The organism is Paenibacillus algorifonticola (genome assembly GCF_000971975.1).
Lineage (GTDB): Bacteria > Bacillota > Bacilli > Paenibacillales > Paenibacillaceae > Pristimantibacillus > Pristimantibacillus algorifonticola.
The window spans coordinates 1-25,863 of sequence record NZ_KQ040778.1; the positions used below are offsets into that span (position 1 = coordinate 1).

25 protein-coding genes are annotated in these 25,863 nt (G+C 48.4%); 18 read left to right on the forward strand and 7 right to left on the reverse strand.

Features of this window, described 5'->3' with window-relative positions:
- Positions 1-104: 104 nt before the first annotated feature.
- The 8 genes from WH37_RS00005 to WH37_RS00040 all read left to right on the forward strand — a co-directional run bounded on the left by WH37_RS00005 (position 105) and on the right by WH37_RS00040 (position 8,121).
- A complete protein-coding gene (locus tag WH37_RS00005) occupies positions 105-791 on the forward strand; it encodes a hypothetical protein (RefSeq protein ID WP_046228523.1) in 687 nt (228 codons plus the stop codon).
- Between the two features lie 5 nt (positions 792-796).
- Complete coding sequence (locus tag WH37_RS00010; RefSeq protein WP_046228524.1) at positions 797-1,717, forward strand: ABC transporter ATP-binding protein; 921 nt, start codon at positions 797-799, stop codon at positions 1,715-1,717.
- 63 nt (positions 1,718-1,780) lie between these two features.
- Positions 1,781-2,137: a hypothetical protein gene (locus tag WH37_RS00015; RefSeq protein ID WP_046228525.1), complete on the forward strand. Its 357-nt coding sequence runs from the start codon at positions 1,781-1,783 to the stop codon at positions 2,135-2,137.
- 158 nt (positions 2,138-2,295) lie between these two features.
- Positions 2,296-3,552, forward strand: a complete 1,257-nt coding sequence (locus tag WH37_RS00020; RefSeq protein WP_046228526.1) for an MFS transporter — start codon at positions 2,296-2,298, stop codon at positions 3,550-3,552.
- Between the two features lie 95 nt (positions 3,553-3,647).
- Positions 3,648-4,754: a rhamnogalacturonan acetylesterase gene (locus WH37_RS00025; protein ID WP_046228527.1), complete on the forward strand. Its 1,107-nt coding sequence runs from the start codon at positions 3,648-3,650 to the stop codon at positions 4,752-4,754.
- Between the two features lie 130 nt (positions 4,755-4,884).
- Positions 4,885-5,613, forward strand: a complete 729-nt coding sequence (locus WH37_RS00030) for a hypothetical protein (protein ID WP_046228528.1) — start codon at positions 4,885-4,887, stop codon at positions 5,611-5,613.
- A 149-nt stretch (positions 5,614-5,762) separates the two neighbouring features.
- Positions 5,763-6,422 (forward strand): hypothetical protein, encoded by a 660-nt coding sequence (locus tag WH37_RS00035; protein ID WP_046228529.1) that lies wholly within the window; start codon positions 5,763-5,765, stop codon positions 6,420-6,422.
- Positions 6,415-8,121, forward strand: a complete 1,707-nt coding sequence (locus WH37_RS00040) for a GMC family oxidoreductase N-terminal domain-containing protein (RefSeq protein ID WP_046228530.1) — start codon at positions 6,415-6,417, stop codon at positions 8,119-8,121. Before WH37_RS00035 ends, WH37_RS00040 begins: the two co-directional genes overlap by 8 nt.
- 470 nt (positions 8,122-8,591) lie before the next feature.
- Here the strand turns inward: WH37_RS00040 and cobA are convergent, their stop codons facing one another.
- The 4 genes from cobA to nirB form a co-directional block, all read right to left on the reverse strand.
- Positions 8,592-9,377 carry a uroporphyrinogen-III C-methyltransferase gene (gene cobA / locus WH37_RS00045; RefSeq protein ID WP_414811796.1) on the reverse strand — a complete coding sequence of 262 codons (786 nt, stop codon included), beginning with the start codon at positions 9,375-9,377 and terminating at the stop codon, positions 8,592-8,594.
- Positions 9,377-10,246 carry a formate/nitrite transporter family protein gene (locus WH37_RS00050; protein WP_046228532.1) on the reverse strand — a complete coding sequence of 290 codons (870 nt, stop codon included), beginning with the start codon at positions 10,244-10,246 and terminating at the stop codon, positions 9,377-9,379. The genes cobA and WH37_RS00050 overlap by 1 nt, the downstream gene beginning before the upstream one ends.
- Positions 10,247-10,320: 74 nt before the next feature.
- Entirely contained in the window at positions 10,321-10,632 is a 312-nt protein-coding gene (gene nirD / locus WH37_RS00055; protein WP_046228533.1) for a nitrite reductase small subunit NirD, read from the reverse strand.
- Positions 10,633-10,650: 18 nt separating this feature from the next.
- Positions 10,651-13,086, reverse strand: a complete 2,436-nt coding sequence (nirB, locus tag WH37_RS00060; RefSeq protein ID WP_046228534.1) for a nitrite reductase large subunit NirB — start codon at positions 13,084-13,086, stop codon at positions 10,651-10,653.
- Between the two features lie 301 nt (positions 13,087-13,387).
- Here nirB and WH37_RS00065 point away from each other — a divergent pair, with 301 nt between their 5' ends.
- Both WH37_RS00065 and WH37_RS00070 read left to right on the forward strand, forming a co-directional pair.
- Complete coding sequence (locus tag WH37_RS00065) at positions 13,388-14,008, forward strand: ANTAR domain-containing response regulator (protein ID WP_046228535.1); 621 nt, start codon at positions 13,388-13,390, stop codon at positions 14,006-14,008.
- 12 nt (positions 14,009-14,020) lie between these two features.
- Positions 14,021-15,088 (forward strand): anthranilate phosphoribosyltransferase, encoded by a 1,068-nt coding sequence (locus WH37_RS00070; RefSeq protein ID WP_046228536.1) that lies wholly within the window; start codon positions 14,021-14,023, stop codon positions 15,086-15,088.
- 155 nt (positions 15,089-15,243) lie between these two features.
- On the opposite strand, the gene WH37_RS00075 is transcribed toward WH37_RS00070, so the two are convergent.
- From WH37_RS00075 to WH37_RS00085, 3 genes are all read right to left on the reverse strand, one after another.
- The gene (locus WH37_RS00075) at positions 15,244-15,513 is read right to left on the reverse strand and encodes a hypothetical protein (protein WP_046228537.1); all 270 of its coding nucleotides are present in this window, start codon (positions 15,511-15,513) and stop codon (positions 15,244-15,246) included.
- A 196-nt stretch (positions 15,514-15,709) separates the two neighbouring features.
- Complete coding sequence (locus WH37_RS00080) at positions 15,710-15,937, reverse strand: hypothetical protein (protein ID WP_046228538.1); 228 nt, start codon at positions 15,935-15,937, stop codon at positions 15,710-15,712.
- An 87-nt stretch (positions 15,938-16,024) separates the two neighbouring features.
- The gene (locus WH37_RS00085; protein WP_046228539.1) at positions 16,025-16,957 is read right to left on the reverse strand and encodes a helix-turn-helix transcriptional regulator; all 933 of its coding nucleotides are present in this window, start codon (positions 16,955-16,957) and stop codon (positions 16,025-16,027) included.
- A gap of 150 nt (positions 16,958-17,107) precedes the next feature.
- On the opposite strand from WH37_RS00085, the gene yicI reads away from it, so the two are divergent.
- The 8 genes from yicI (at position 17,108) to WH37_RS00125 (ending at position 25,784) form a co-directional block, all read left to right on the forward strand.
- Positions 17,108-19,429 (forward strand): alpha-xylosidase, encoded by a 2,322-nt coding sequence (yicI, locus tag WH37_RS00090; RefSeq protein WP_046228540.1) that lies wholly within the window; start codon positions 17,108-17,110, stop codon positions 19,427-19,429.
- A gap of 290 nt (positions 19,430-19,719) precedes the next feature.
- Positions 19,720-20,490, forward strand: a complete 771-nt coding sequence (locus tag WH37_RS00095; protein ID WP_046228541.1) for a sugar phosphate isomerase/epimerase family protein — start codon at positions 19,720-19,722, stop codon at positions 20,488-20,490.
- A 56-nt stretch (positions 20,491-20,546) separates the two neighbouring features.
- Positions 20,547-21,566 carry a Gfo/Idh/MocA family protein gene (locus WH37_RS00100; protein WP_046228542.1) on the forward strand — a complete coding sequence of 340 codons (1,020 nt, stop codon included), beginning with the start codon at positions 20,547-20,549 and terminating at the stop codon, positions 21,564-21,566.
- Positions 21,567-22,032: 466 nt separating this feature from the next.
- Positions 22,033-22,353, forward strand: coding sequence for a PadR family transcriptional regulator (locus WH37_RS00105; protein ID WP_046228543.1), 321 nt, complete (start codon positions 22,033-22,035; stop codon positions 22,351-22,353).
- Entirely contained in the window at positions 22,350-22,910 is a 561-nt protein-coding gene (locus WH37_RS00110; RefSeq protein WP_052736714.1) for an HAAS signaling domain-containing protein, read from the forward strand. Before WH37_RS00105 ends, WH37_RS00110 begins: the two co-directional genes overlap by 4 nt.
- Entirely contained in the window at positions 22,907-23,854 is a 948-nt protein-coding gene (locus WH37_RS00115) for a DUF4097 family beta strand repeat-containing protein (protein WP_046228544.1), read from the forward strand. The genes WH37_RS00110 and WH37_RS00115 overlap by 4 nt, the downstream gene beginning before the upstream one ends.
- Before the next feature lie 366 nt (positions 23,855-24,220).
- A complete protein-coding gene (locus tag WH37_RS00120) occupies positions 24,221-25,003 on the forward strand; it encodes a CAP domain-containing protein (RefSeq protein WP_046228545.1) in 783 nt (260 codons plus the stop codon).
- Between the two features lie 109 nt (positions 25,004-25,112).
- Positions 25,113-25,784 carry a 3D domain-containing protein gene (locus WH37_RS00125; RefSeq protein WP_046228546.1) on the forward strand — a complete coding sequence of 224 codons (672 nt, stop codon included), beginning with the start codon at positions 25,113-25,115 and terminating at the stop codon, positions 25,782-25,784.
- Positions 25,785-25,863: the final 79 nt, after the last annotated feature.

A 25,863-nucleotide genomic window follows, 5' to 3' on the forward strand; every position in this document is an offset into this window, starting at 1 on the left:
TTTTGTGCGCAAATTTCGATGCTACAGAAAGTTATGAAGATTCAGAGAACATTTATGCAACGCTAGTGAGATTTGATGAAGTAAATATAATATAGGAGGACATTATGTTTGGTATTGTTTTGAAAGAGTATCTGGGGCTAATAAAAGGTGTGAAATCTTTTCTTGTCATTCTATTTGTAACATCCGTATCTATTTGGGCTGCTCAGTATGCTTCAAGCAGTACATTTTTGACAGAGGCATCCGGAGATTCTCAAGGAACGGAGCTTGCGGGGTTATCTTTTATTTTTATTTTGTTCGGGGCATTGTTTATCTATATACTATCCCATGATATTGTAAACCGCGATATTGAATTGCAAAGAATAAGGCTCCTCATTACAAAAACATCTCGAAAAAACGTAATAGTTGGCAAGTTTATATCGGTATTTTCTTTTTGGGCAAGCGTTACTCTAATCACCTTTGTTTGTATTTCTATCAGTACTCAAACTTTTTATATTGCTCCATTAATTTTATTGTGGGTTTTCATAGCATTTCATTCTGGAGTAGCGATAATGATGTCCACTATTATTACGAAACATAGCTATACGGTACTTATCAGTTTAATTGGCGGGCTTGTAATTCCAGGTGTAGGGATATGGAGTTTATTTAACAAATCAGTTATAGCCAAAGTTTTAAATTATGCGCTGCCTTATTATATTGCAATGGATGATTATCGCTTTATTGCTTTAACAGTTGTTGAGGTTGCTATTATGTTAATAATCTCAATTATCGTTTTTGAAAGAAAGGAACTCTAGTTCAGATGACTATACTAAAAGTGGACGGATTAACCAAGGAATATAGAAATCATAAGGTAGTGGATGAAATTAGCTTTTCACTAAATAAGGGTGAGATTTTTGCCTTTCTAGGCAGGAATGGGGCCGGGAAGAGCACTACGATAAATATGTTGACAGGAATTTTAAAACCTACTCGTGGAAGTATAGAAATCTTTGACCAACCTTACGAAAATTTAAATCGAATTAAATCGCGTATGGGTGTTCTGCCTGATAACAGCAATTATTATAATGACATGACTGCCCTGCAGCATATGTTTTTTTTCGCTCGCATTAAAGGCTTTGGGGCAAACAAGAAAGCGATGCTCGAATTGTTAGAGGAAGTTGGCTTAGGAGAGCATGCTAATAAGAAAGTAGGCAAATTCTCGTTAGGAATGAAAAAGAAATTAGGTATCGCTCAAGCCTTAATTGGCACTCCTGAATTGCTCTTTCTTGACGAACCGACCTCAACGCTTGATATTGAGTCATCTATTATAATTCGAGATTTAATTATAAAATGGGCCTCACAAGGAACCACTGTGTTTATGACCTCGCATAACCTTGATGAGGTGGAAAGAGTGTGCAGTCGCATCGCTATACTTCATAAAGGGAAAATTGAGAAAATAGGGAGTATGAAGGAGTTGCAGCAGTCTCATGATGAGCATGTTCGACTAAAAATTAAATATCAATCCAATACCGAGAATGAATTTCAACTATGGATGAATGAAATGAACCAATTCGCAGAAATTGCAGCATGGAACAACGAATGGGTGGAATTAAACATAGCAAACGAAGGCGTAATTCCTCATATAGTCAATGGAGCAGTTCGCTATCATTTAGACCTATTTCGAATAGAGGTTGAACATACTTCATTGGAAACCATTTTTGTTAACCACGAGAATAAAGATTGAAAAATAATGCTCTTTTGGCATAAAACAGTTTGCCCGGTTGTAATTATGAGGGAAGAACCTATTTTGCCAGAAGGGAGAGGGCTGTCCATTACGAAGCAACAGCTGCCGCGAAGCTCGCTACTTTCTATTGGAGGAATGCTGCTTCCCCTTGTCATTCATGGCATTCATTTGCTGCTGCCACTGCTGCTGACAGGAAGTATAGCAATGGAAAGCAGCATGCATAGGCATCACGGCGAAGCGGCCACTTCGGGAACCAATTGGGTAAACTGGCTGCTTAGCGGCATTACGGCTATCTCGGTCATCGTCACGATCATTTATTTGTACCGAATCTGGACCAGCAAAACCTGCAGCAAAACGAGCGCATGGCTGTACACGGGCATTTCCGTTGTCTGTTTTGTGCTCATCGCCGCAACATTATAGGACAACTGGGAAGGCTTGAGGCCGAGTAGCAGCCGGAGCTTTCTTTTTTTTGCAAAAATCTTCTGTTGCGCTTCCTATTGAATTTTGCTCTAATGAAAGTAACAGAATGAATGAGCACTCTTCGGAAAATGGAGAGATTCGAAAGGAAGCAGCAGAAGATGGAAACGAAAGCCCGATTGCATAAATTTGGCATGCAAATGACTCCCCGTGTATGGTATAACGCCAAAATTGATGTGGGCGCTTCACTATTATTTAGCTTGTTTAATGTCGTGCTTAATCAGTTTTACATGCCGTTCGCGATACAGCAGGGGGCGACGAACTTTCAGGTAGGGCTATTGTCGGCTGCTCCGGCAATTGGCCTTATTTTCTCGCCGCTGTGGGCGAACTGGATTGAGAAGAGCAACAATCCGAAGCCATTTGTGATCATTCCTAACTTAATTGGCAGGCTGCTTCTGCTGCTTCCGGCTTTGTTCGCTCATCCTTCGGTGTTTGTGGCAACGGCGCTCGTTTTTCAAATTTTAATGGGGATTCAAGCTCCGGCTTATGCTGCACTGGTGTCCCGCATGTACCCGCCCGATGTAAGAGGCAGGCTGATGGGGTATGTGCGAGTGGCTATGGGAGCCATTATGATCCCACTAGCCTATTTGGTCGGTAAATGGGCGGATACATCCGGTACGTCCTGGCCGCTCGTCTGCGCAGCCGCCGCTGGTACATTGTCAATATTGCTGTTCCAAACGCTGCGTCTGCCGAAAATCCCGTTGAAAAAGCTGGAGGCTCCCGGCGCATCCGTCACCCGGTTCTCGCTGCGCGACCAGTGGAAGCTCGTGTCGGGCAATAAGAAGCTGGCAGTGTTGCTGGCAGCAACGTCGTTTGCTGGCTTCGGCAATATGCTGTCCATCCCGCTTTATCAAATTATTCAGGTGCAGGTGCTTGAACTAAGCAATGTGCAAATTGGTTATGCACGCGTCGCTTATTTTATCGGACTGCTGGTGACGTATTTTATTGCGGGCTGGATGATTGACCGTTTTGATATCCGCTATACGATACTAGGCGGCATTGCAGCATATGCCATCGTTCCAATGCTTTATGGATGGATAGGTACCTATCCCGCTGTCATTCTCGGCAACGGTATTCAGGGAATTGGCGAAGCGATTTGGGATATTGGCATCCTTTCTTATATTTTTAGACTTGCTCCCGGCCGGGAGGCGGTCGTGTTCGGCATCCATCTGATGCTGTTCGGCGTGAGAGGCACGCTTGGGCCATTGCTGAGCGCAGGTTTGTCGGACAGTGTGCCGCTGAGTACGCTGCTTATCGGGGCTGCTATTTTTGGCTGGATCGGGACGCTGCTCTTTGTAATCGGCAACCGCAAGCGGGCGGGGACGCCGCTTTCAAACGGTACTACGCTAGGAGAATAAAACAGGCAGCAGGACAGCTGTCCTGCGTACAACTTAGAGAACGCTTACAACCAGATGAGAAAAGGGTGATGATCATTTAAAGGAGGAAAACAAAAATGACAGATGTTTTTCGATTTGATTTTGGTATTGGAGCTGCGAGGGACGAGCATGTGAAGGTAACGGACTCTACGTTGTACGAGCCAGACAGAGGCTACGGATTCAGCTCGGTGACGAAGGTGGCGGCGAAGAGCCGAGAGGAAGCAGAGGGCATGGGCAGCGACTTCTGCATTCCCGTGGAAACCTCTTTTTTACTTGATGTCGAAAATGGTGTCTATACCGTGAATCTGTTAATTGGCGATGCCATAACAGCTACGGAGACGACGATCAAAGCAGGCTGCGGTCGGCTCGTTGCCCAGCGCTTAAGGACGGTAGCAGGCGAATTTATCCGCTACAGCTTTTCCTTGTCGGTAAGGGATGGACAAATCCGCCTGGCCTTTACGGGGCTGGCGCCGCGCATTAATGCGTTGGAGGTGCTTTCTTCCAACCAGACGGTCACCGTCTTTCTTGCCGGAGATTCCACGGTTACGGATCAGCCGGAGGATGGCTATCCCTATGCAGGCTGGGGCCAAATGCTGCCCAAATGGTTCAAGCAGGACGCAGCCATTGAGAACAGGGCGGTTTCCGGACGCAGCTCCAAAAGCTTTATCGGAGAAGGCCGTCTGGATGAAATCTGGCAATGGATGAAGCCGCGGGACGTGTTGATAATTCAGTTCGGTCATAATGACCAGAAGCCCGATGAGGAGCGGCGCACGGAGCCTTTTACCACTTATAAGGAATATTTAAAACGATACATAGACGGGGCCCGGCAGCGCGAGGCGCTTCCCGTGCTGGTGACATCCGTACAGCGGAGATTTTATGAAGCGGATGGCCGTCTCATCGATACGCACGGCGACTATTTGATTGCGATGAGGGAGCTTGCCGAGGAGGAAAATGTGCCGTTAATCGACTTGGCGGAGGAAAGCCGCAAGCTGTTTGAGGAGCTTGGGCCGGAAGCGACCAAATCGGTATTTATGTGGGCGGCGCCAGGCGAGTTTATGAATTTCCCGAATGGTGTAGAGGACAATACGCATTTTCAGGAGCGCGGTGCGCTGCAAGTGGCCGGCCTTGTTGTGGAGCAGCTGAAGCAATTGAGGCTGGGGGCTATTCAGGTCGCATTCCGCTAAGCGTTGTTTTCGCTAAGTACGATCGGCATATTCAGCGGACGTTCAGGCGGCATTCATACGGTGTTCATAATGGTTTGATAAGCTGAGCTTGTACATTCAAGCAAGGCTTATTGAAAGGAAGCGAACCCTTATGAAAAATTGGAAAACACTACTTAGCACGATTCTCATAACCGCCACTTTAGCTGCATGCAGTGCCAATCAGACAGCAACGACTACGACTGCTGCTGCAGGCACGGAAGCGGCTGCGGCGCAGAGTGAGACACAAGCGGATGCTGGTGCTGGGCAAGCGCAGGGCGATCCGGGCCAAGGCGGCATGATGATGGGAGGCACAATGGGCAAAATCAAATCCATTGATGGACAGACCATTACGTTGTACAAATCTTCCTTCACGCCAGGCGACCGCCAAGGAGGCGGGCAGCCTCCAGCGCAAGGCGATGCACAGCAGGGCGAAGCGGGAACTGCGCCGGATGGAACACAGCCGGAGCCGCCGGCACAGGATGACGGACAAGCTGCTCAAGGTCAGGGCGGTGGCCGGATGAATATGGAGAACATGTTCACCGAGGAGACGGTGGAAGTGACTGTGACCGATGCGACAACGATTACAGCCATTTCCTTCGAAAATGACCAGCGAGTGGAAACAACCAAGACGCTCGCTGACCTGAAGGCCGATGACATTGTCACCTACACGGTAACCGATGGCACCCAGGATGCGGCGACGATTCAAATCGGCGGCATGATGGGTGGAGGAATGAGCGGCGGCCGTCCAGGCAGCCAAGGTGCAGGTGGTGGTGCGGCGAGCCAAGGCTCAGATGCAGCGGCAGAAGCATCCCCAGAAGCATCCCGGGCAGCAACTTCATAAGGATATTGCAACCGAAAAAAGGAAAGAGCGGTCTTATGGCTGCTCTTTCCTTTTTGTTTGTGAAAGAATAATAGACAAACTAACGGAATAGATTTTGTTATATTGAGTCCAAATGCTAACATCTTTGCTTGCAAAGGGTGGAATCCATCATGGATCGAACAAAATCATATATAAATTCCATTGATCCTCATACGGTTGCCACATTCCGGGCGCTGGTCGAAGCCATTGTGCCAAACACGCCTGCTCTTGCCGTGTACGGAGCGGAACAAGTGGCTGGTGCGGCAGATTTGCACATTCATGAGTATATGATTTGGGAATTGGATCACAGCCTTTCGCTTTTTTTAGGAACACATCTTACCGTCGTTCCGCTAGCTGCACCTACTGCCCAATTGCTCAATGCTGGTGCTGTGGAGCTCGTCACCTCCGGGCGGGTACAGCATGCGCCAAATCATGTGGTTTGGGGAAGCAGTCCTTATGCCGCTCTTTCTCCTATCGACAGGATTCGGGTTTTAGCGATGCTTGAGCAGCTTGATGTTGACCTTGGCAGCTTGCCGCCTCCGTACCAGTATGATGGCGGCATTGTCCGGTTTATGATTGATTTTCTTAACAGGCAGACGATGTTTGGAAATTACTCGGAGTGGTCCGCCTACGGTACGACAAGGCTCGCCACGCCCACCGAGCGAAGATTGGAATATTTCCCGATCAGCTGGAAGCAGGTCGGTTACCCAGGCGTCGTTCCGGGTTATCGGGCGCTGCTCGGTTATAAGTTGACCATCGTTCGTGAGGGAGGGGAATCTACCATTGTATGATGCGGATGTAATTGTAATCGGATCTGGCGGCGGAGGCGCCGTCGCCGCCAAGGAGCTCGCGGAGGCTGGGCTGCAGGTATTGGTGCTTGAAGCTGGCCCGTGGTATGGAAATAAAAACTGGCAAAATCCGAACAGCGAACGCGGAGGAGAATGGAGCTCCAGCTACAATGATTTGGATGTGGGCCTCTACAAGAAGCTATACAATGGATATGAGAACAACATGAATGATGTGGTGTCCGGCGTGTTCCGCTTCGGGCCGGCAGACCGCCGGCGTACACCTTGGCACCGAGTCATGCGCCAGAAGGGAGACATCTGGCAGCTTTCCGGAGTTGGAGGAACGACCCAGCATTATTGGACGCAGTCGCCGCGGGCCTTTCCGATTGCGGTTGACGGGATTTGGCCAATCAGCTATCAAGAGCTGATTCCTTATTACGAGAAAGCCGAAGCTACTTTGCCTGTCCAGTTTGCACCGACGACTCCGAAAGAAGAGCTTTTTTACTATGGGGCTAAAAAAGCGGGCTGGCAGCTCATACCAACACTCAATGTGACGACGCCGGGTTATCGCCCTAATCCAAACGCTATTCTCCCGACAAATGAACATCTTATGGACCCCAATTATTCATTGGAGCAATTATCCCATATGGAAGGGTGCACCTTGAAGGGGAATTGTGTCAATGGCTGCTCGGTCGGGCCATCAGTGGATAAAATCGCCAAGAGAAGTACCCTCGTCAGCTACATTCCTCTTGCGCTCAAAACCGGAAACGTAGCTATTCGTCCCAATTCCTTCGCGATTAAAATTTTAACAGAGCAGGACCCGAAAGAAGGGCTTCGTGCAACAGGTGTGCAATTTCGAGATACATGGACAGGGGAAATCGGGGAACTGAATGCCAAAACGGTCGTCATGGCTGCAGGCTGCATCGAATCTCCACGTCTGTGGCTGAATTCTGGACTGCCCCATAATGCTTGGGTAGGAAGAGGCTTGACCAATCATTGTTTTGACTGGGTTTCAGGCGTTTTTGATGAAAAGGAACTAATGAACATACTGGGCATGCCTGCCGTTTATCCGTATGTGGGGCACACTTCGGGAGCCAGAGTTGATATTCCGGGAACAGGGATTTTCCAAGTGTCCTGTTTGAGCCCGGGTTTAATGTCTTTTTTGACTTATGGCTTCAGCGAGGCAGGCTATAATGCCCTTAACCCTCCCGAGCCGGGAGCGCCTTGGGATATTCACGGCCGGGTCGTTGGTCCTCAATTGAAAGAGCTGATGATGAACTATACGCGAACGATGACGATGCTGCTGCTCACAGATGACGAAACGCTTTACCACAATAGGGTTGAGGTGGATCCGCTGCTGAAGGACGAGAACGGCCCGATTCCGGTTGTCTATTATACTCCCAGCAAAAAAACGCTGCAAAGACGCGACAAATTAGCCAGATATGCTTCCGAGACGCTGAAGCAGGCAGGAGCCAAAACGATTATTCGTTCGGATACGCCATTCAGCTTCATGCTCCATATTGAAAGCACGATGCGAATGGGGTACGTTACGGATACGAACTGCGAGGCGATGCAAGTCAAACGATTATTCATCGCTGATAACAGCGTGCATTTCAACGGAATCGGCGGTCCGAATCCGACCCTTACCACACAAGCGCTGGCCACACGAACGGCCGAAAAGATTTTTAATAAATATTTTGTGTAACGGTCAACTTGTTATTTAGGACCTGTATACAAACCCAAGTCGTCCTGCACTTCTTGCTTTGAGATTTTGATTGAGACAAATCTATTCTGATTATCCGAGGCTGGGGAACAGAATAATGCGATTATTTCTTTGACCGCGCAGGCAGGGACGCCCTCCCCTTTTTGAAGGACAGAGGTTCCGCTATTTTAGCTTTTTATACGATTTCAGCCTGTAAGCGGACAGGAAATCCGCTATTGCCTTCATGATTGCGTCAAAATGGCGATTGGTGGAGCATTAGCGGCTCCTGAGTCCGCAGGATTCTTCATTAACCGCTATCCTGTTGAAATAGCGGATTCTGTGTCCACCAAGTTTCTGATACTCCCATTATCGTTTGCATACACAACCTAGTAAGCGGCAGCAAGCGCTGCTTCAAATGCATGAGGCCCCGGGAAGCTAAGCTCCTCGGGGCCTCATGCATTTGAACTTTTCTGTCAGCCAATCATCTGCTCGGCTTGCTGCTCGGCTTGCTGCTCTGCCATGAGCAGTTGCTCCCGCACTTTTACAACCTCACCGATAATAATTAAAGCCGGGTTGCTGAGCTGTACGGAAGCGGCCAGATGATGAATATGCTCGAGCGTGCCGGTAAAGGTACGCTGCTTCGAGGTGGTGCCGCGTTCAATGAGTGCAACGGGCGTCGAAGCGGCTTTTCCATGCTTCAACAGTTCTTCACGGATGGAGCCGAGCTGGCTGACCCCCATATAAATGGCTAAAGTATCTACACTGTGTGCGAGCAGATCCCAGCGTACAGGAGCTTTATCACCATGACAGCGAGTGCCTGTGACGCAGGCGAAGGATGAAGCATGCTCGCGGTGAGTAAGCGGAATATTCGCCGCTGCCGCTGCCCCAATGGCAGACGTAATACCCGGAATCACCTCATACGGAATGCCATGCTTGGCAAGCTCCAGCGTTTCCTCGCCGCCGCGTCCGAAGACGAAGGGGTCGCCACCCTTCAGCCGAACGACATTTTTTCCTTGGCTAGCGTATTTTACAAGCAGTTGATTAATTTGATCCTGCGGTATAGCGTGGGCATTTGGCGCTTTGCCGCAATAGATGAGCTCAACTTTTTTGCTGGCATAATCGAGCAGCTCAGTCGTAGCAAGCCTGTCATACAAAATAACGTCAGCCGACTGGATGCGCCGCATGGCTTTTACGGTAATGAGCTCGGGATCGCCTGGACCTGCTCCGACAATGTAAACCGTACCTGCTGATTGCTTCATCATAGACCACTTCCTTTTGCGACGACTGCTCCAATTGCTGCTGGTTCGGATTTCTTTGGTGCTTTGGCGTCCAAAGCTTGGCTTTTCGACGAATGATGGGACAAATACAGCATCATCCCCGTAAACACTGCACCGCCAATAAAGTTGCCAACGAGTACAGGAATTTGATTCCATACCCACCAATCAGAAAAGCTGACCTGAGCGCCAAGCAGCATGCCTGCCGGAATGACGAACATATTGACGACCGCATGCTCGAAGCCTTGGGCGAAGAAAATAACGATTGGCAGCCACATCGCAATGATTTTGCCGCCCGTTGACTTGGACGTCATAGCCATTACGACGCCGAGTGTCACCATCCAGTTGCACAAAATAGCTTTAATGACAACAAGCATCATGCCTTCGGACCCCATATGCTTGTAGCCGAGTGTCTTCGTTTCGCTAAGCTGAATAATCATTTGAATGAGCGGATTGCTCATATCGGTGAACATTTTAGTAATGACTAAACCGTACAGCAGCGCATAGGCAGCGCAGCCGATCAAATGGCCGGCAATGACCCAAAAATAATTGGACAGCATGCGGGCTACGGTCGTCTTACGGGCAATAACAGATAGCGGAATAAGTCCAAAGCTGCCAGTAACAAGCTCTAAGCCAAGGAGGACTATGATGACAAACCCGGCGGGAAATACGAGAGCGCCTGCAAGGCCGAGCGAGGTTTGGCTCGTCGCAGTAAACGCAAGCGTTGTGGCAAAAGCCAGAATAGCGCCCCCGAGAAATCCGCGCGTGAGCATTTGCATCCGGCTCATGTCCGCTTTTGCTGCTCCAGTATTAATCATGGTGTCGATTACTTCTACAGGTTTGATGTAGGACATAATGATGCCTCCTTAGCTGCCGTATAACTGAGCAAGCTTTAGCTTTAGTTTAGTTGAGAGTGAGAAGGCTTGCTTTATAGCGTTACGTAAATAGCGCCGTTCTCTGGATCAATTTCAGTAGCAAAAGTTGTTACACAGCCGTCATCCGGGTCCTTGACCAATCCGCTATGGAGGTCAATCTTCCAATCATGCAGCGGACAATGGACAACCGTGCCGCATACCATGCCTTCGGATAATAGTCCGCCTTTATGCGGACAACGATTTTCGATAGCCAGCACACTGCCGTCCTCGAGACGGAATAAAGCAATTTCCGTCTCCTTCACGCGCACGGTGCGCGAGCCGCGAATATCAATATCAGATAATTTGCCAATCAGCAGTTTGCTCATATTTAATCCCTCCTGATGTTAGACCGGCAGTGGGCCGGCAATCGGTTCGAAGTTTTTACGCAATTCATCGTTATCAACAATTTCTTTCCAAGGATCTGTAGTCACGCTGAGTGCTTTCTGTACACGTTCTACGAGCGCGAGACGGTCTTCTTGCTTCTCCAACGCTTTTTTCACTGTATCAAGGCCAACACGGTCGATCCAGTGTGCTGTACGCTCATTCCATTGTCCTGTTTCGCGGTAGTATTGCAAGTAAGCACTCGTCCATTCCATAACCTCTTCTTCGGTTTTTACCGTTGTCAGCAGGTCGCAAGCTCTTACCTTCACGCCGGCATTGCCGCCAACATGAATTTCCCATGCACCGTCAATAGCTACGACGCCCAAATCTTTAATCGTTGCTTCCGCACAGTTACGGGGACATCCGGATACCGCCAGCTTGAACTTCGCTGGAGCGTTCAGACGCTCAAATGCTTTTTCCATCTTAATGCCCATCGCCATGGCATCCTGTGTACCGAAGCGGCAGAACGTATTGCCGACACATGTTTTTACGGTACGGAGCGTTTTACCGTAGGCGTGGCCCGAAGCCATCTCCAGCTCCTCCCACATTTTTGGCAAATCTTCTTTTTTAACACCAAACAAGTCAAGGCGCTGACCGCCTGTGAATTTCACCAGTGGCACATTGAATTTTTCTGCTACCGAAGCGATTTTAATCAAGTCGGCTGGAGTCGTCACGCCGCCATAAATACGAGGAACAACGGAATAAGTACCGTCCTTCTGAATGTTGGCGTGGTAACGTTCATTCGTGAAGCGGGATTCCTTCTCATCCACATAATCTTCTGGGAACAGCATGCCGAGGTAGTAGTTGAGGGAAGGGCGGCACTTCGAGCAGCCTTCTTTGTTATTCCAGTCGAGCACATGCATGACTTCTTTGACAGTCATCAGACGCATGCTTTGGATTTGTTCTACGATTTCATCACGGCTAAGCGAGGTGCAGCCGCAAATGCCTTCCTTCGCCGATTCGCCGACAGCATCACCTGCGTAAAAATGAAGCAGTCCTTCGACATCAGCCTTGCAGCCGCCGCAGGATGCGGATGCTTTCGTACAGGCTTTTAGTTCACCAAATGTATTGCAGCCTTTGTTAAGGACGGCATCGCCAATGGCACCTTTAGTAACACCGTTACAGCCGCAGACGATTTCATCGTCGGGCATGTTTTCCAGACGGCTTGCACTGCCACCTGATTTGCCAAGCAGATCACTCGAAATGCCGAGCAGCAGCTCCTTCTCGCGGCCCTCAATCGATTCTCCACTTTTAATGGAAGCAAACAATGAAGCGCCGTCTGCTGTATCTCCGAACAATACCGCACCAATTAGCTTGCCGTTACGGATAACGATTTTTTTATAAGTGCCTGCCATATCATCTTGAATTCGCAGCGCCCGCGAGCCTTCTGTCTCAACAAAACGCCCCGCTGAAAAAACATCGACGCCGGATACTTTTAGTTTGGTGGAAGTTACCGATCCGGCATAACCAGCCGTTTCGACGCCAGCGAGACGTTTAGCGAGCACCGCGCCTTGCTCATACAATGGAGCCACAAGGCCGTAAGCAACGCCTCTATGCTCCACACATTCTCCAAGTGCCGATACATGAGGAATATTCGTATTCATAAAATCATCGACGAGTATGCCGTTGTTATAGTCAATACCGGAGCTTTTCGCCAAATCCACATTCGGACGAATGCCGACCGCCATTACGATCAGGTCAGTAGCCAAATGGCTGCCATCGGTAAATTGCAGCTCCTTGACTCTGCCGCGGCCTGTAATAGAAGCGGAGTGCTTGCTTAACAGAAATTTCATGCCTTGGGATTCAAGTTCTTTTCTCAGCATGAGCGAGGCTGCCTCATCAAGCTGCCGTTCCATAATATAAGGATGCTTATGAATGACCGTGACTTCCATACCGAGGTTGAGCAAGCCGCGAGCAGCTTCTAAACCGAGCAAGCCAGCGCCGATAACGGTTGCTTTTTTGTACGATTTTGCTGCGCTGAACATTTTCTCGCAATCTTGAATATCGCGGAAGGCAATGACGCCTTCTTTATCTGCGCCGGGAATGGGAAGCATAAACGGCTTGGAGCCTGTCGCGATAACAACTTCATCATAAGAAGCTTCCATGCCGCTTTCGGTAATGACGACTTTGCGCTGCGTATCAATCTTTTTGATGGCTTGATTTGTGTGAAGCGTAATGTTGTTGTCCTTGTACCAATCCCAATCATTAATAATGATATCTTTAAGCTCGGTGCTGCCCGCCAACACAGTGGACAGCATAATACGATTATAGTTAGGATGCGGCTCCGCACCGAAAATCGTAATCTCATAAGTGTCTGGGGCCAGCTTGAGCAAATGCTCTATTGCACGGACGCCTGCCATGCCGTTGCCGATAAGTACTAATTTTTTAGGGACTGTCATAATGGTTCTCTCCTCTCAAATAGGGCAGCTCTGTCTGGATAAATATAAAAAGCCTGATTTCGCTGCCAAGGACACAGTTGTGCTTCCTTAGTAGAACGAAACCAGGCTCCATTGCCGGATCAATCGAATACGCCATTGTACTCGTGAAAAACGTTATAGTTGATAGTGATACTATACACTGGATTTTTATATCATGTCAATATACCTCACGTAAATTGTTGTATAATTTGAGGTGTCGACAAAATGACGGTGTTTGTGTTATAAATATTCACAACAGTCAAATAGGAGGGGGCGCTCCTGAATGCGTTCTTTATTACTTATTGAACATAAATCAGTCGATCGTGAGCCTGAAAGACAGAAAAACCAGGCAGACCGCGATTTAAGCAGGCTTTTGCCCGAAGTTATATTGGAATCCAGCGGTTATTTTGTTTTGCATGGCAGCAGCGAGGAGCTTGCGCGCAAGCATATCGTTCAATCGGATGCGGTTGTATTGAATCTTCCATTAAACGAGGTAAAGCATTGGGGCACTAAACTGCTGAGCTGGAAAAAAGTTCCGATGCTTTGGTGGTGCAGTGCCGAAACCGCGACGCTTTCGAATGCTTTTTGCGAGGATGATCTTCCGGTGGACGGCATCATTACGCCGCTTATGAGCGAACAGGAGCTGCATTGGGCATTTCATTTTGGCGCCAAGCAATGCAGTGAGCGCCAGCAATGGCATATGGAGCGCCAGCAGCTGGAGGGGCGTTTGGAAGAACGGAAATGGATCGATATGGCGAAGGGGATTTTATGCGACATTAAAAAAGTTTCCGAAGCGGAGGCTTATGATTTGCTACGCAAGCAGGCAATGAATGAACGAAAACGTCTTGTGGATGTAGCGACATCCATTGTGAAGGTCTATCAGCTGCTGCAGGAGCAAAAATAAGGGGGAGTACCAATGATTACCAGTCTATTGAAGGAAGTCGGGCGCGGCAAAAGGGGCGCGCGTGATTTGACCTATAATGAAGCGCTGCAAGCAGCCGAATGGATTGTGAATCTGGAGGCGACTCAGGCGCAGATCGGCGCTTTTTTTATGGCGGAGCGGATTAAGATGGAAAGCGTTGAGGAGCTTGAAGCCTTCGTCAACGTGTGCCGGAGCCAGGCTCGCCGCGAGCATGTGCAGGAGGGAATTGACTGCGCAGGACCATACGACGGCAGGAAAAAATCATTTTACGCCACATTTGCGACCTCCTTCGTCTTAGCGGCTGCTGGATTGCCGGTTACGCTGCATGGTACGGCTACGCTTCCACCAAAATGGGGCATTACGCTGCAGGATCTGCTGCTTGAGCTGGGCATAAATCCGAAGCAGCTTTCGCAGGAGGCATCCCTTGAAGCTGCAAGGGAGACGGGTGTACTGTTCGTTCCCGCAGAAGAGTGGTGCCCGCCGCTTAAGCGGCTGCATGGACTGCGCGAGGAAATGGGCATGCGAACGGTGCTGAACACAGCCGAGAAGCTTGTGGATTATGGACATTCGCCTTATCTCGCATTCGGCGTCTATCACAATACGGTGTTTGACCGCATGTCGAAGCTATTGACAAATTTGAATTATAAGAAGGCGCTCATTATCCAAGGGACGGAGGGCTCGGAGGACTTGTTCATCGAGCGGCCAACTAGAACGTATCAGGTGGAAAACGGCGAAGCCAGCCTGCAAATCATTGATCCGGATGCGTATGGACTGGAGCTGCCGCCTCCCGAGGTTGACTGGACGCCTGCCGAGCAAATTGCCGTGACGGAAGCTGTGCTTAACGGAGGCGGACATCTCGCTTTTATGAACCAGGTGCTGCTTAACGCTGCGGTCCGGCTTCATTTGGCAGAACGTGTCGATTCAATTGAGGAAGGCTTATATACATGCAAGGACTTGATCGACAATGGGACGGCATGGGAGCTGTATGTGAAGTGGAAGGTTAGCTTGCTCATCTCGGAGCAGCAGCAGCCGCTACATAAGACGACTGTGACGACGCCGTAATCGTAACCATGTATAGGAAGCTTATGATTTACATGAAAAAAGCAGTCTTCATGCTCGCTTCGCGGGCAAATGGAAGACTGCTTTTTTGTATGGAATGAATCAGTGATCATCCAACACATTTTTATATTGATTGGAAAATAGCGGTTGTTTATGTTTTAAACTATAGCATTCTGATTCAAATGCGAAACTTTGTCATGCGTATGACGAAGTATGCTAATGACATCGTCATTTTGCGAATCTTCCATGCGCTCCAGCTGGATTTGAATTTGATCAAGCCGCGTGTCTACTTGGTCAAAACGCTTGTCCATTTGGTCAAGCCGCATATCTACTTGATCAAAACGCTTATCAATCTGATCAAGCCGTTCGTTCGTTTGCTGTGCAAATTGGATCAATAACTGTTCAATACGGTTAATTTGTTCGCTCATTCAACAGCCTCCAATAATCATTGAATATAGTATACCATGTATCAAAATTTGAGCAATGGCATAATGATGCCCTAAGCAAAGCAAAGCAGGCGATACATGATCGCCTGCTTGAACGTACACAATCGATATTCAAAATCAGAGCTTGTCCATTTGCCGGAGTGGAAAGGAAGCGCTTTGTTGCAGCATTTACCCTAATTTAGTACAGGGAAATCGTTAATGTATCCTTTTCATGATACGAATGCAGCGTAGCTTCGCTGCCTACAATTTCGACGCTGATGAGCGACTTGATACAGAGCTTGAGTGCATTTTTGCCTGTGTTCAGCTTGCGGTTCAGCACATCAGTCAGTTTTTCGACTGCTTTTTTATTCGTATCCGTTATATAGACGGGAATCGTTTTATTTTGAAACAACAGCATTGTTTTCATAAAGGAATTCCTCCGCTCATTGGTTAATTTTAATTTTACTTTACTTGATGAATCTTAAGCGAATCTTAAAAAAAAGTTATGAAAAGGTTACAAAATCGTAATTTTTTCTAATAATGCGCCATTTTGAACCGGATTCCGCTTTTGCTTGCGAAAATCGGAGGGGGTGCAGTTCAACGTCTTGCGAAATACTTTAACAAAATAGCTGATATGGTCGAAGCCGACCTCCAGCGCGATGTCTGAAATTTTGCGTTCCGTGTGCAGCAGCAGCTCGGCCGCCTGGTTTACCCGATAGGCGTTTAAATATTCAACCGGCGTCTGCCTCGTCATCGATTTGAAAAAACGGAAAAACTGTCCTTCGCTCATCGGAATTTGCTCCGCCAGCTCGCCGATGCGTATCGGCCTGCGATAATGCAGCTGGATATAGAGGATGCTTTTCTTAAGCCGCTCTATTCGGGTTTTGTCATCCGATCTTGCCTCGCTGCGATTGCACGCCCTGTTCTCAATAGCGATCTCATGCAGCATTAAGTAGAAATACCCTTTCACCGCAGCTTCGAATCCAGCATAAGGAGCTCTACAGCAGTTAATCATAGAACGGAGCAAGAAGAGCAGCTGCCGCTTCCAACCACTGTCCGGTGATATATGCCTCGGGAACGTCTTTTTCTTCTCTTGAAACGGACGAACGCATGTTTCCTGTACGGCATCATAGCTGGTGCTGTCCAGCCAGCGAACGTCAAATACGATGGCGCAATAGGTGCAGGAGGAGCCATTTAAAGAGTGTCCGGCATGAATATCTCCACTGTCGATGAAGACGGCTTCGCCCGCGCGAACGGGAAAATACTCGGTGTCAATCTGGAAGAGCATCTCGCCCTCCAGCACAACTAGAAACTCAGCCTCGTCATGCCAGTGGCAGTCTACATTTACCTCGCCAGGTGCATATTCCATCCAGTAAGCAGCAAGAGGAAAGGTAACATCGCCATGCATGCGGTCTTCCCTGAGCGAATGACGCAGCGTCAAATCCATTGCAGTCAACCTCCGGTGATGAAGAAATCAGAATGGTGTTATAAACGGGCATAATTCTGTTAGTTTGTTGCTTTGCTTATCAGTATAATGCAAAATAGAACGATTTTAAAGTCAAATAACCTATATAAAAGCAGAAAGGTCGGTTCTATTATGAAATTTACTGACGGCAACTGGATGCTGCGTGAACAGTATAGCCTTCTAGGCGCGGTTCAAGCCCATGATTTTGAGCAAAAGGACGGCGTACTTACCGCTTATGCGTCCCCGCGTCCTATTTTGTCACGTTCCAATATGTTAGATACGATGCTGCTTACGGTTCGGTTTCATTCTCCGATGCCAGGCGTTGTCGGCGTTAAGCTGATTCATCACATGGGCGTGCGTGAGCGCGGTCCTGTATTCGAGCTGACGAAGGAAACCGGCAATTTCGTTACTATAGAAGAAACGGAAGAAGCGGCGATCCTTACAAGCGGCAGCCTCAGCGTGCATATTCGCAAAGGACCCGAGTGGTCAGTGGATTTCTACCGCGGCTCCGAGCGCATTACCGGAAGCAGGCAGAAGTCGATGGCGTATATTACGGAAGGCAAAGAGCAAGCCTATATGCGTGAAGAGCTTGATCTTGGCGTGGGCGAATGGGTTTATGGTCTCGGCGAGCGTTTTACGCCTTTCGTGCGCAACGGTCAGGTCGTCGATATTTGGAACAAGGATGGCGGCACAAGCTCCGAGCAAGCGTACAAAAATATTCCTTTCTACGTAACGAACAAAGGCTACGGCGTATTCGTCAACCAACCGGATCTCGTATCCTTTGAGATTGCTTCGGAGAAAGTGAAGAAGGTTCAATTCCATGTATCGGGCGAATCCCTTGAATATTTCGTCATTGATGGTCCAACGATTAAAGAGGTGCTTGGAAAATATACCGAGCTGACAGGCAAGCCTTCCTTGCCGCCGGCTTGGACATTCGGCCTGTGGCTGTCGACCTCTTTTACAACAAATTATGATGAAGCAACGGTTAATTCCTTCGTCGATGGCATGGAAGAGCGCGGTTTGCCGCTGCATGTATTCCACTTCGACTGTTTCTGGATGCGCGATTTCCACTGGACGGATTTCAAATGGGACGAGCGGATATTCCCCGACCCTGTCGGCATGCTGAAACGCTTGAAAGAGAAGGGGCTTAAAATCTGCGTATGGATTAACCCTTACATCGCGCAGCGCTCCCGTCTGTTTGAAGAGGGCAGAGACAATGGGTATTTGATCAAAAAGCCAAATGGCGACGTATGGCAATGGGATATGTGGCAGCCTGGCATGGGCATCGTGGACTTCACGAATCCTGCGGCATGCGAATGGTACAAAGGCTACCTGCGTGAGCTTGTAGATATGGGCGTTGACAGCTTCAAAACCGACTTCGGCGAGCGGATCCCGACCGATGTGGTGTACCATGACGGCTCTGACCCTGAAAAAATGCACAATTTCTACACGTACCAATATAACAAGGTTGTATTTGAGGTGTTGGAAGAGAAATTGGGCAAAAATGAAGCTGCGCTGTTCGCGCGTTCCGCTACCGTTGGCGGTCAAAAGTTTCCCGTTCACTGGGGCGGCGACTGCTACGCGGATTACGAGTCGATGGCAGAATCGCTGCGCGGCGGCCTGTCGCTGGGCTTGTCCGGCTTTGGCTTCTGGAGCCATGATATCGGCGGCTTTGAGAGTACAGCTCCAGCGCATGTCTTCAAACGCTGGCTTGCGTTTGGCTTGCTTTCCAGCCACAGCCGTCTGCATGGCAGCAGATCGTACCGGGTGCCTTGGGCGTATGATACAGAAGCGGTTGATGTTACCCGCTTCTTCACGAAGCTTAAATGCAGCCTGATGCCTTACCTGTTTAATACAGCTGCGCAAGCGGTGGAGCAAGGTTTGCCGTCGATGCGTGCGATGGTGCTGGAATTCCCGGAAGATCCAACTTCCGAGTTCCTTGATCGCCAGTATATGCTGGGTGATTCCATCATGGTTGCCCCTGTATTCGACGAAAACGGCTTTGTACAATATTATTTGCCGGAAGGCAGCTGGACGCATCTTCTGACTGGTGAAATCGTAGAAGGTGGAAAATGGTTCAAGGAAACGCATGACTTCCTCTCGCTTCCATTGTTCGTCCGTCCAAATTCGATCATCGCAATCGGTGCGAATGACAGGAAGCCGGATTATGACTATGCTGACGGCGTGAAGCTGACGGCTTACAGCCTCGCTGACGGAGCATCTGCTTCGGCCACGGTTCGCGACATTAAAGGCGCTGCCGAGCTGCTCATTACCGTGAAACGCGAAGGCAAGGAAGTAGCCGTTAAAGTACAGGGCAGCGGCAAAGCGCTCAGCCTGGCTCTTCATGGCATTGGCGAAATTGCTAAAGTGGATGGCGCTGCTTCGCTTCAAGACGGCATTGTATCGATTGCTGCTGGCGCGAAAGAAACGGCATTGACGATTACATTGAAGTAATTGAAATAAAAATCGAAATAAAAGCGTAGCGTTTGTTTCAAGCTTTCGACGAAATAAACAAACGGCATAATGCCGGATGTGCCTGAAAAATAGACCAACGCCTTGTGACGACCGCACCAACAGTCGTCGCAGGGCGTTTTTTTCTTGGAGTAAAAGACAGCATTCAACAAAATAACATATAAAAAGACTAATAAGACAGCTGTTTTTTGCAGCGTTCCTTCTATATAATTTTAAATGTAAAGTACAAGACTTGAGAAACTAAATTCACAATATAAAGGAGTGCGGCCAAAGTGGGACAAATCGGAATTGGTTTACAATTGTATACGCTCCGTGACGCAACAGCGGAAGACTTCGAAGGTACGCTGCGCAAGGTTGCGGCAATGGGCTATGAAGGCGTGGAGTTTGCAGGATATGGCGGTATTGAAGCGGAAAAAATGCGTGATTTGCTCCAAGAGCTTGGATTGAAAGCAATCGGCAGCCATATCGGCCTGCATTTGCTGGAAAGCCAATTGGATGAAGAAATCGCTTACTTGAAAACAATCGGCGCAAAATATGCGATTTGTCCTTATTTGCTTGATGATCAGCGCAGTGCTGAGGCTTGGGCGAAGCATTTTGTAGCTTTTGAGGAGTATGGTAAACGTTTCCGCGAAGCGGGTATTGATTTCGCCTACCATAACCACGATTTTGAATTTAAAGTGGAAATCGATGGCAAAGAAGTGTTTGATGCGCTTTATGAGCGAATCAGCCCTGAGCTGCTGAAAGTGGAAATGGATATCGGCTGGGTGCAATTTTCCGGTAAAGATCCGCTCGCTTATATCGCTAAATATGCAGGGCGCCTGCCTTTGCTTCATTTGAAGGACTACCGCGACAACAACGGCCAATTGCCAATTGATACGGTGGAGCTGGGCCGTGGCGATCTTCCGCTGCTTGCTATCATTAATAGTGCGGTTGAAGCGAATGTAGAATGGCTGATCGTTGAGCAGGACACTTGCACAAATCCTCCGCTTGAAGCAGTAGCAGAAAGCATGGACTGGCTGAAAAAGAATTTTCTGAACGCTTAATTTGCAAATGTAGTACGACCTATACATTAATTATTGAAAAGGTAGGGATACACTTAATGAGTAAAATCAGAGTAGCAGTAGTAGGTTGCGGTTCCATCTCCAAATATCGTCACATTCCGGAGTATGCAGACAATGCGAATGTAGAATTAGTCGCATTCGTTGACCCGATTATTGAGCGTGCGGAAGGGTATGCGGAGAAGCATGGCGGTAAAGCTTTTGCAGATTATAAGACGATGCTGGCTGAAATTAAGCCGGATGCGGTTAGCGTATGTACACCGAACGCGCTTCATGCACCAGTAGCAATTGCAGCAGCAAACGCTGGCGCGCATGTATTGGTTGAGAAGCCAATGGCAGCTACGGATGAAGAAGCGGCAGCGATGATTGAAGCGGCTGCGAAAAATGGCGTTAAGCTGATGGTTGGACATAACCAACGCTTCATGCCGCCGCATGTAAAAGCGAAAGATTTGCTGAAAACGGGCATTATCGGCAAAGTTTTGACATTCCGTACGTCGTTTGGCCACCCAGGTCCGGATGCATGGAGCATTGATGGCGCGGAAAGCTGGTTTTTCCGCAAGCCAGAAGCGATCATGGGCGCAATGGGCGACCTTGGCGTGCACAAATCCGACTTGATCCGCTGGCTGCTTGACGATGAAGTGGCGCAAATTGCTGGCTTCGTTGGCACAGTAGATAAAGACAGCGATGTAGATGACAATGCAAACTGCGTGCTTCGTATGAAGAGCGGCGCGATGGGTTCGCTTGTAGCGAGCTGGACTTATTACAAAGGCGAAGACAACAGCACGATTTTGTGGGGCTCCAAAGGCGTTATGAAAATCGGTACGCACCCGGAAGATCAAGTCATCATTGAACTGCGCGACGGTACAGTTGAGCGCTACAAAACAGGCGAAATCTCCACAAATGAGAAGCAGCTGTCGAGCTTTGTTATCGATAAATTCATTGACTCCATCGTCAATGACACGACTCCACCTGTAACAGGCGAAGAGGGCCGCAAATCGCTTAAAGTCATTTTGAGCGCCTTCGAATCCCAAGCAACAGGCAAATTCATCGACATCAACTAATATTGTTTTACATGATTTCTCTCACTATATTGTAGGGATAACAAGCCAAGCGCGTTATCCCTCTAAAAACTGCCTTCGCCGACTTATATGGTGAAGGCTTTTAAAATTGACGGTGAACAGTGGCAAGCGCGGAGTGAAAGGTTTGAGCTGGAGAAGCGATAGCGTTCGTTTTTGTCTTTGCATTTCAACCGCTGAGCGGTTTAATTCAGGAAATGCAAAGACAATAGCGATCGTAAGCAAAACCTTTCACGCAGCAGCGCGGCCCCTTTTTCACCATCATTTTTAACGTCTCTCCGTCTTAAGGAGGAGAGACTCTCCGGCGGTGGTATTATTTTTAGTTTAGTATGTAGCAATATAGAATAGCATATGGTAAATTAAGTTCAACAGCGAATACGTATCGTTCGCTATTCGATAATATCGAATAGTGAAAGCAATAGCATTTCAAGTAAAGCAGGGAGCGTCGCGTATGAATGTGCAGTTCAAGAAAGGTGTGCTGGAGCTATGCGTTCTCGTCTTGACGTCTGAGGGGGACCGTTACGGCTATGAACTAGCGGTGAAAATATCGTCCAAGTTCGAGGTAGCCGTCGGGAGTGTTTATCCGCTGCTCAATCGTCTAACGCTGGAAGGCTACTTCTCGACTTACCTTAAAGAATCGAATGAAGGACCTCCGCGGAAATATTATCAACTGACGGAGGCGGGCTGGCAGCATATGCGAGGGCTCATTCATGAATGGTCGAGCTTCTCGACAGCCGTAAATGAAATTATTGAGGAAGGAATCCGTCCATGATGATGACGAAACACAATTATATGAGCGAGCTGGAGAGGCTGCTCGCGAAAGTGCCGGATAAGCAGCGCCGCGAGTGGCTGTTCGATTATTACAGTCATTTTCAGCAGGCAGAGGAAAATGGGCAGAGCGAGCATGAGGCTGCATTGGAGCTAGGCGACCCAAGGCAGATTGCGAGCGAACTGCTGCTTGGTTATAAAGTACAACGGGCTGAAGCGGAGAAAAGCTTCGGCAATACGTCTAAGGCGGTGCTTGCAACAGTGAGCTTGGGATTTTTCAATATCGTATTTGTACTGGGGCCTTATGTGGCTGCAGTTGGCGTGCTTATTGCCCTATGGGCGACTACTCTAGCGCTTGGATTGGCAGGCGTCACAACGGTGCTGGAGAGCACGTGGAGCGGCATGTTTACACTAACCCAAGCAGCCTCTATTGGGCTCGTCTGCATTGGATTGGGCATTTTGCTGGGCGTAGGCGTTAATGCTCTGACAAAAGGATTTTTCGCTGCAACGATTAAATATTTGAAGTTTAATACGAAAATCATCAGGGGGAAAAAACAATGAGAAAGGCAATTGCAGTTGCGCTTATATTACTTGGAATCGGCTTGGCCGGAGCGATATATTCTTTTAGCTGGGATGAGCTGCTGTCCTTCGGAACGAAGCCTGTATCGCAGGAGAAAACAGTTGATGCAGCTGGCGTAGGCAGCTTGACGGTAGAAGCTGGTTCGATGGATATAGAAGTGGTGCCAGGGAGCTCGGATAAGATTGTTGTACACTTGGAAGGCCGGGCAAGCTCGAAATATTTAAACAAGCTAAAGCTTGAGACGGAGCAGGATGGCGACAGGTTAGTCATTAAAAGCAGCTTTAATACGGGTTTTACCATCGGTATCAACTATTCTTCATTTAAGCTGACGGTAGAGCTGCCGGAGCGCAAATGGGATGAGGTGACGCTGAAGGCGAACAGTGGCAACGTCAGCGCATCCGATATGAACAGCCGCACCTTGGCGATGCAAACCTCATCAGGACGTGTGAAGGGGGAGGATTTGTCTGCGGATGAGATGGATTTTGAAACGACAAGCGGAAAAATTGAGCTGCTTGGCGTTACTGGTGAGAGCATGAAGCTGGATGTCAGCTCCGGCAGCATCAAGATAGAAGACTATAAGGCAGAAACGGTTGAATTCAACACGACAAGCGGCAATGCAAGCTTTATTAATGGTACGGGAGAGCTGAATGGCCAAGCGAGCAGTGGGAAAATAAGAGTTGAATCGGAAACCATTACTCATAGCATGAAGCTTGACGTTACCTCTGGCAATATCGTCGTTGAAGCTAAGCAGCCGCCACAGTCTGCCGAAATTAAGCTGAAAACAACATCCGGCAGCCAGAAGGTCGAATGGGACAATGTTCAAACGGAAAAAGAGGATGATCGTTCCTTTGCTGGCACAATTGGGACTGGATCGGACCTTTCAATTGATTTGAAAACAAGCTCGGGCAATATTACGCTCAAATAGCGTGTGCAAAATAAGCAGCAAGCTGAAAGTCCCGCAAAGCCAAGCGCAGCGGGGCTTTTTTCTGTTTTTTAAACGGTTTTCGCTTGGAAAATGAGGGGTTTATGAGCGGATTCTAATATGGCGGAGCATTCATTTGGATGGCAGGCTGGCGAAGAGTGAAAAAAGGCAGTTGCGGCTATTCTTTCACCCGGATTTCCAAAGTGAGATGATTCTCATAAACGTCTGAAAACGGTTTATTTCGCGTAAAAAACGCTTGTTTTACCATTTTTTGAGCCGTGTAACCACCCAAATGCCATGTTACGATAGTTTGCGTCGGGATGACCGGCACACACAAATTACACACAACTTCGAGGAGGAGATTTCATAATGAAGAAGCAACCATTTAAAGTAGGTGTCGCTGCCGTAGCCGCAGCCGCATTAATCGGTGCAGGCGTAGCAGCACCATCGACGGTGGGAGCAGCACCAGCAGTGAAGGCGAACTCCAAGATTACTGCTTATAGCATTAACCAAGATTTGTTGAAGCAAATTGCGGAGCAATACGGAATTGATTTGAGCAAAATCAACTTTAACGGCATTACAATCAGCTTCCCTAACGGTACGCCATCGGGTACAGGAACAAGCAAGCCAAGCACAGGTACAAGCAAGCCGAGCACAGGTACAAGCAAGCCAAGCACAGGAACGACGAAGCCTAGCACAGGCTCTGGTACTACGGGAACAACGAAGCCAACTACAGGAACGGGCTCTGGTTCTTCGAATTCGGGCAGCGGAACAACTGTTAATCAAAGCGCTTACCAAAGCGAAGTCGTGAAAATCGTAAACAAGGAGCGTGCAAGCGCAGGTCTTCCAGCTTTGACGGTCGATGCGCTGCTGACAAAAGTCGCGGTAGCAAAAGCGAAGGATATGGCGGACAACAAATATTTCAGCCATACGTCCCCAACTTACGGATCGCCGTTTGATATGATGAAGAGCTTCGGTGTTAGCTACTCTTACGCTGGTGAGAACATTGCTGCCGGACAACGCAACCCGTCCGAGGTTATGACAGCATGGATGAACAGCGCAGGCCACCGTGCAAATATTTTGAGCAAAAACTTCGGAAAAATCGGTGTTGGCTACTACAACGGCCAATGGGTACAAGAATTTACGAACTAGAAGTGAACAGAAATAGGCGATCGGACGCCAAATCTTTCACGCCGCGCAGCTCCTTGCCCGCGCGGCTTTGGTAAACTATGGACTTAATCGGTTTTGGAGGATATTTGTGATGAAGAAGCTAAGTATTACGGCTGCTGCTCTCGTGCTTTCCTGCGCGCTGGCAGCAGCCCCCGCTAACGCGGCGGTTCAAACACATAAAGCTGCACAAGGCGATACGTTCTGGAAGTTGTCCCAGCAGTATAAGGTCGATTTGGATAAACTGCTTGCAGCTAATCCCAAAATAAACCCGCTGAACATAATGGTAGGCATGAAATTGAAGGTTCCAGTTGCGGCTTCAGCGACAAATGCAGACAGTGCGGCGAAGGTCGGCGATCAGGCGCAGCCAAAAGCGGCAGCAACGGTTAAGGCGGAAAGTTTGTCTGCAAAAAGTATTATTGCAAGCAACGGCAACAGCTATACGTTTAGCAAGCAGCTGAATGTAAAAGCGACCGCTTACACAGCGGCAGCCTCGGAAAATGGAAAATGGGGAGCTGTCGATTATTTTGGCAATCCGCTTAAAGTAGGAACAGTGGCTGTAGATTCCTCAGTTATTCCGCTTGGAACGAAGCTTTATGTGACAGGCTACGATTATGATGGCTTGCCTGAAGGCGGTATGATTGCTGTAGCCAACGACATGGGTGGAGCGATTAAAGGCAATCGCATCGATATCTTTGTACCTGGCAGCACAGCTACTGCTAAAAGCTTTGGCATTCAAGACGTTAAAGTATATATGGTGAATTAGAGCGTTATTCAGAAATAGGTCTGTTGCGTTATAAACATTAACGCTGTTTCCAATAACCCTATGTACAAGTCCAGCGTTC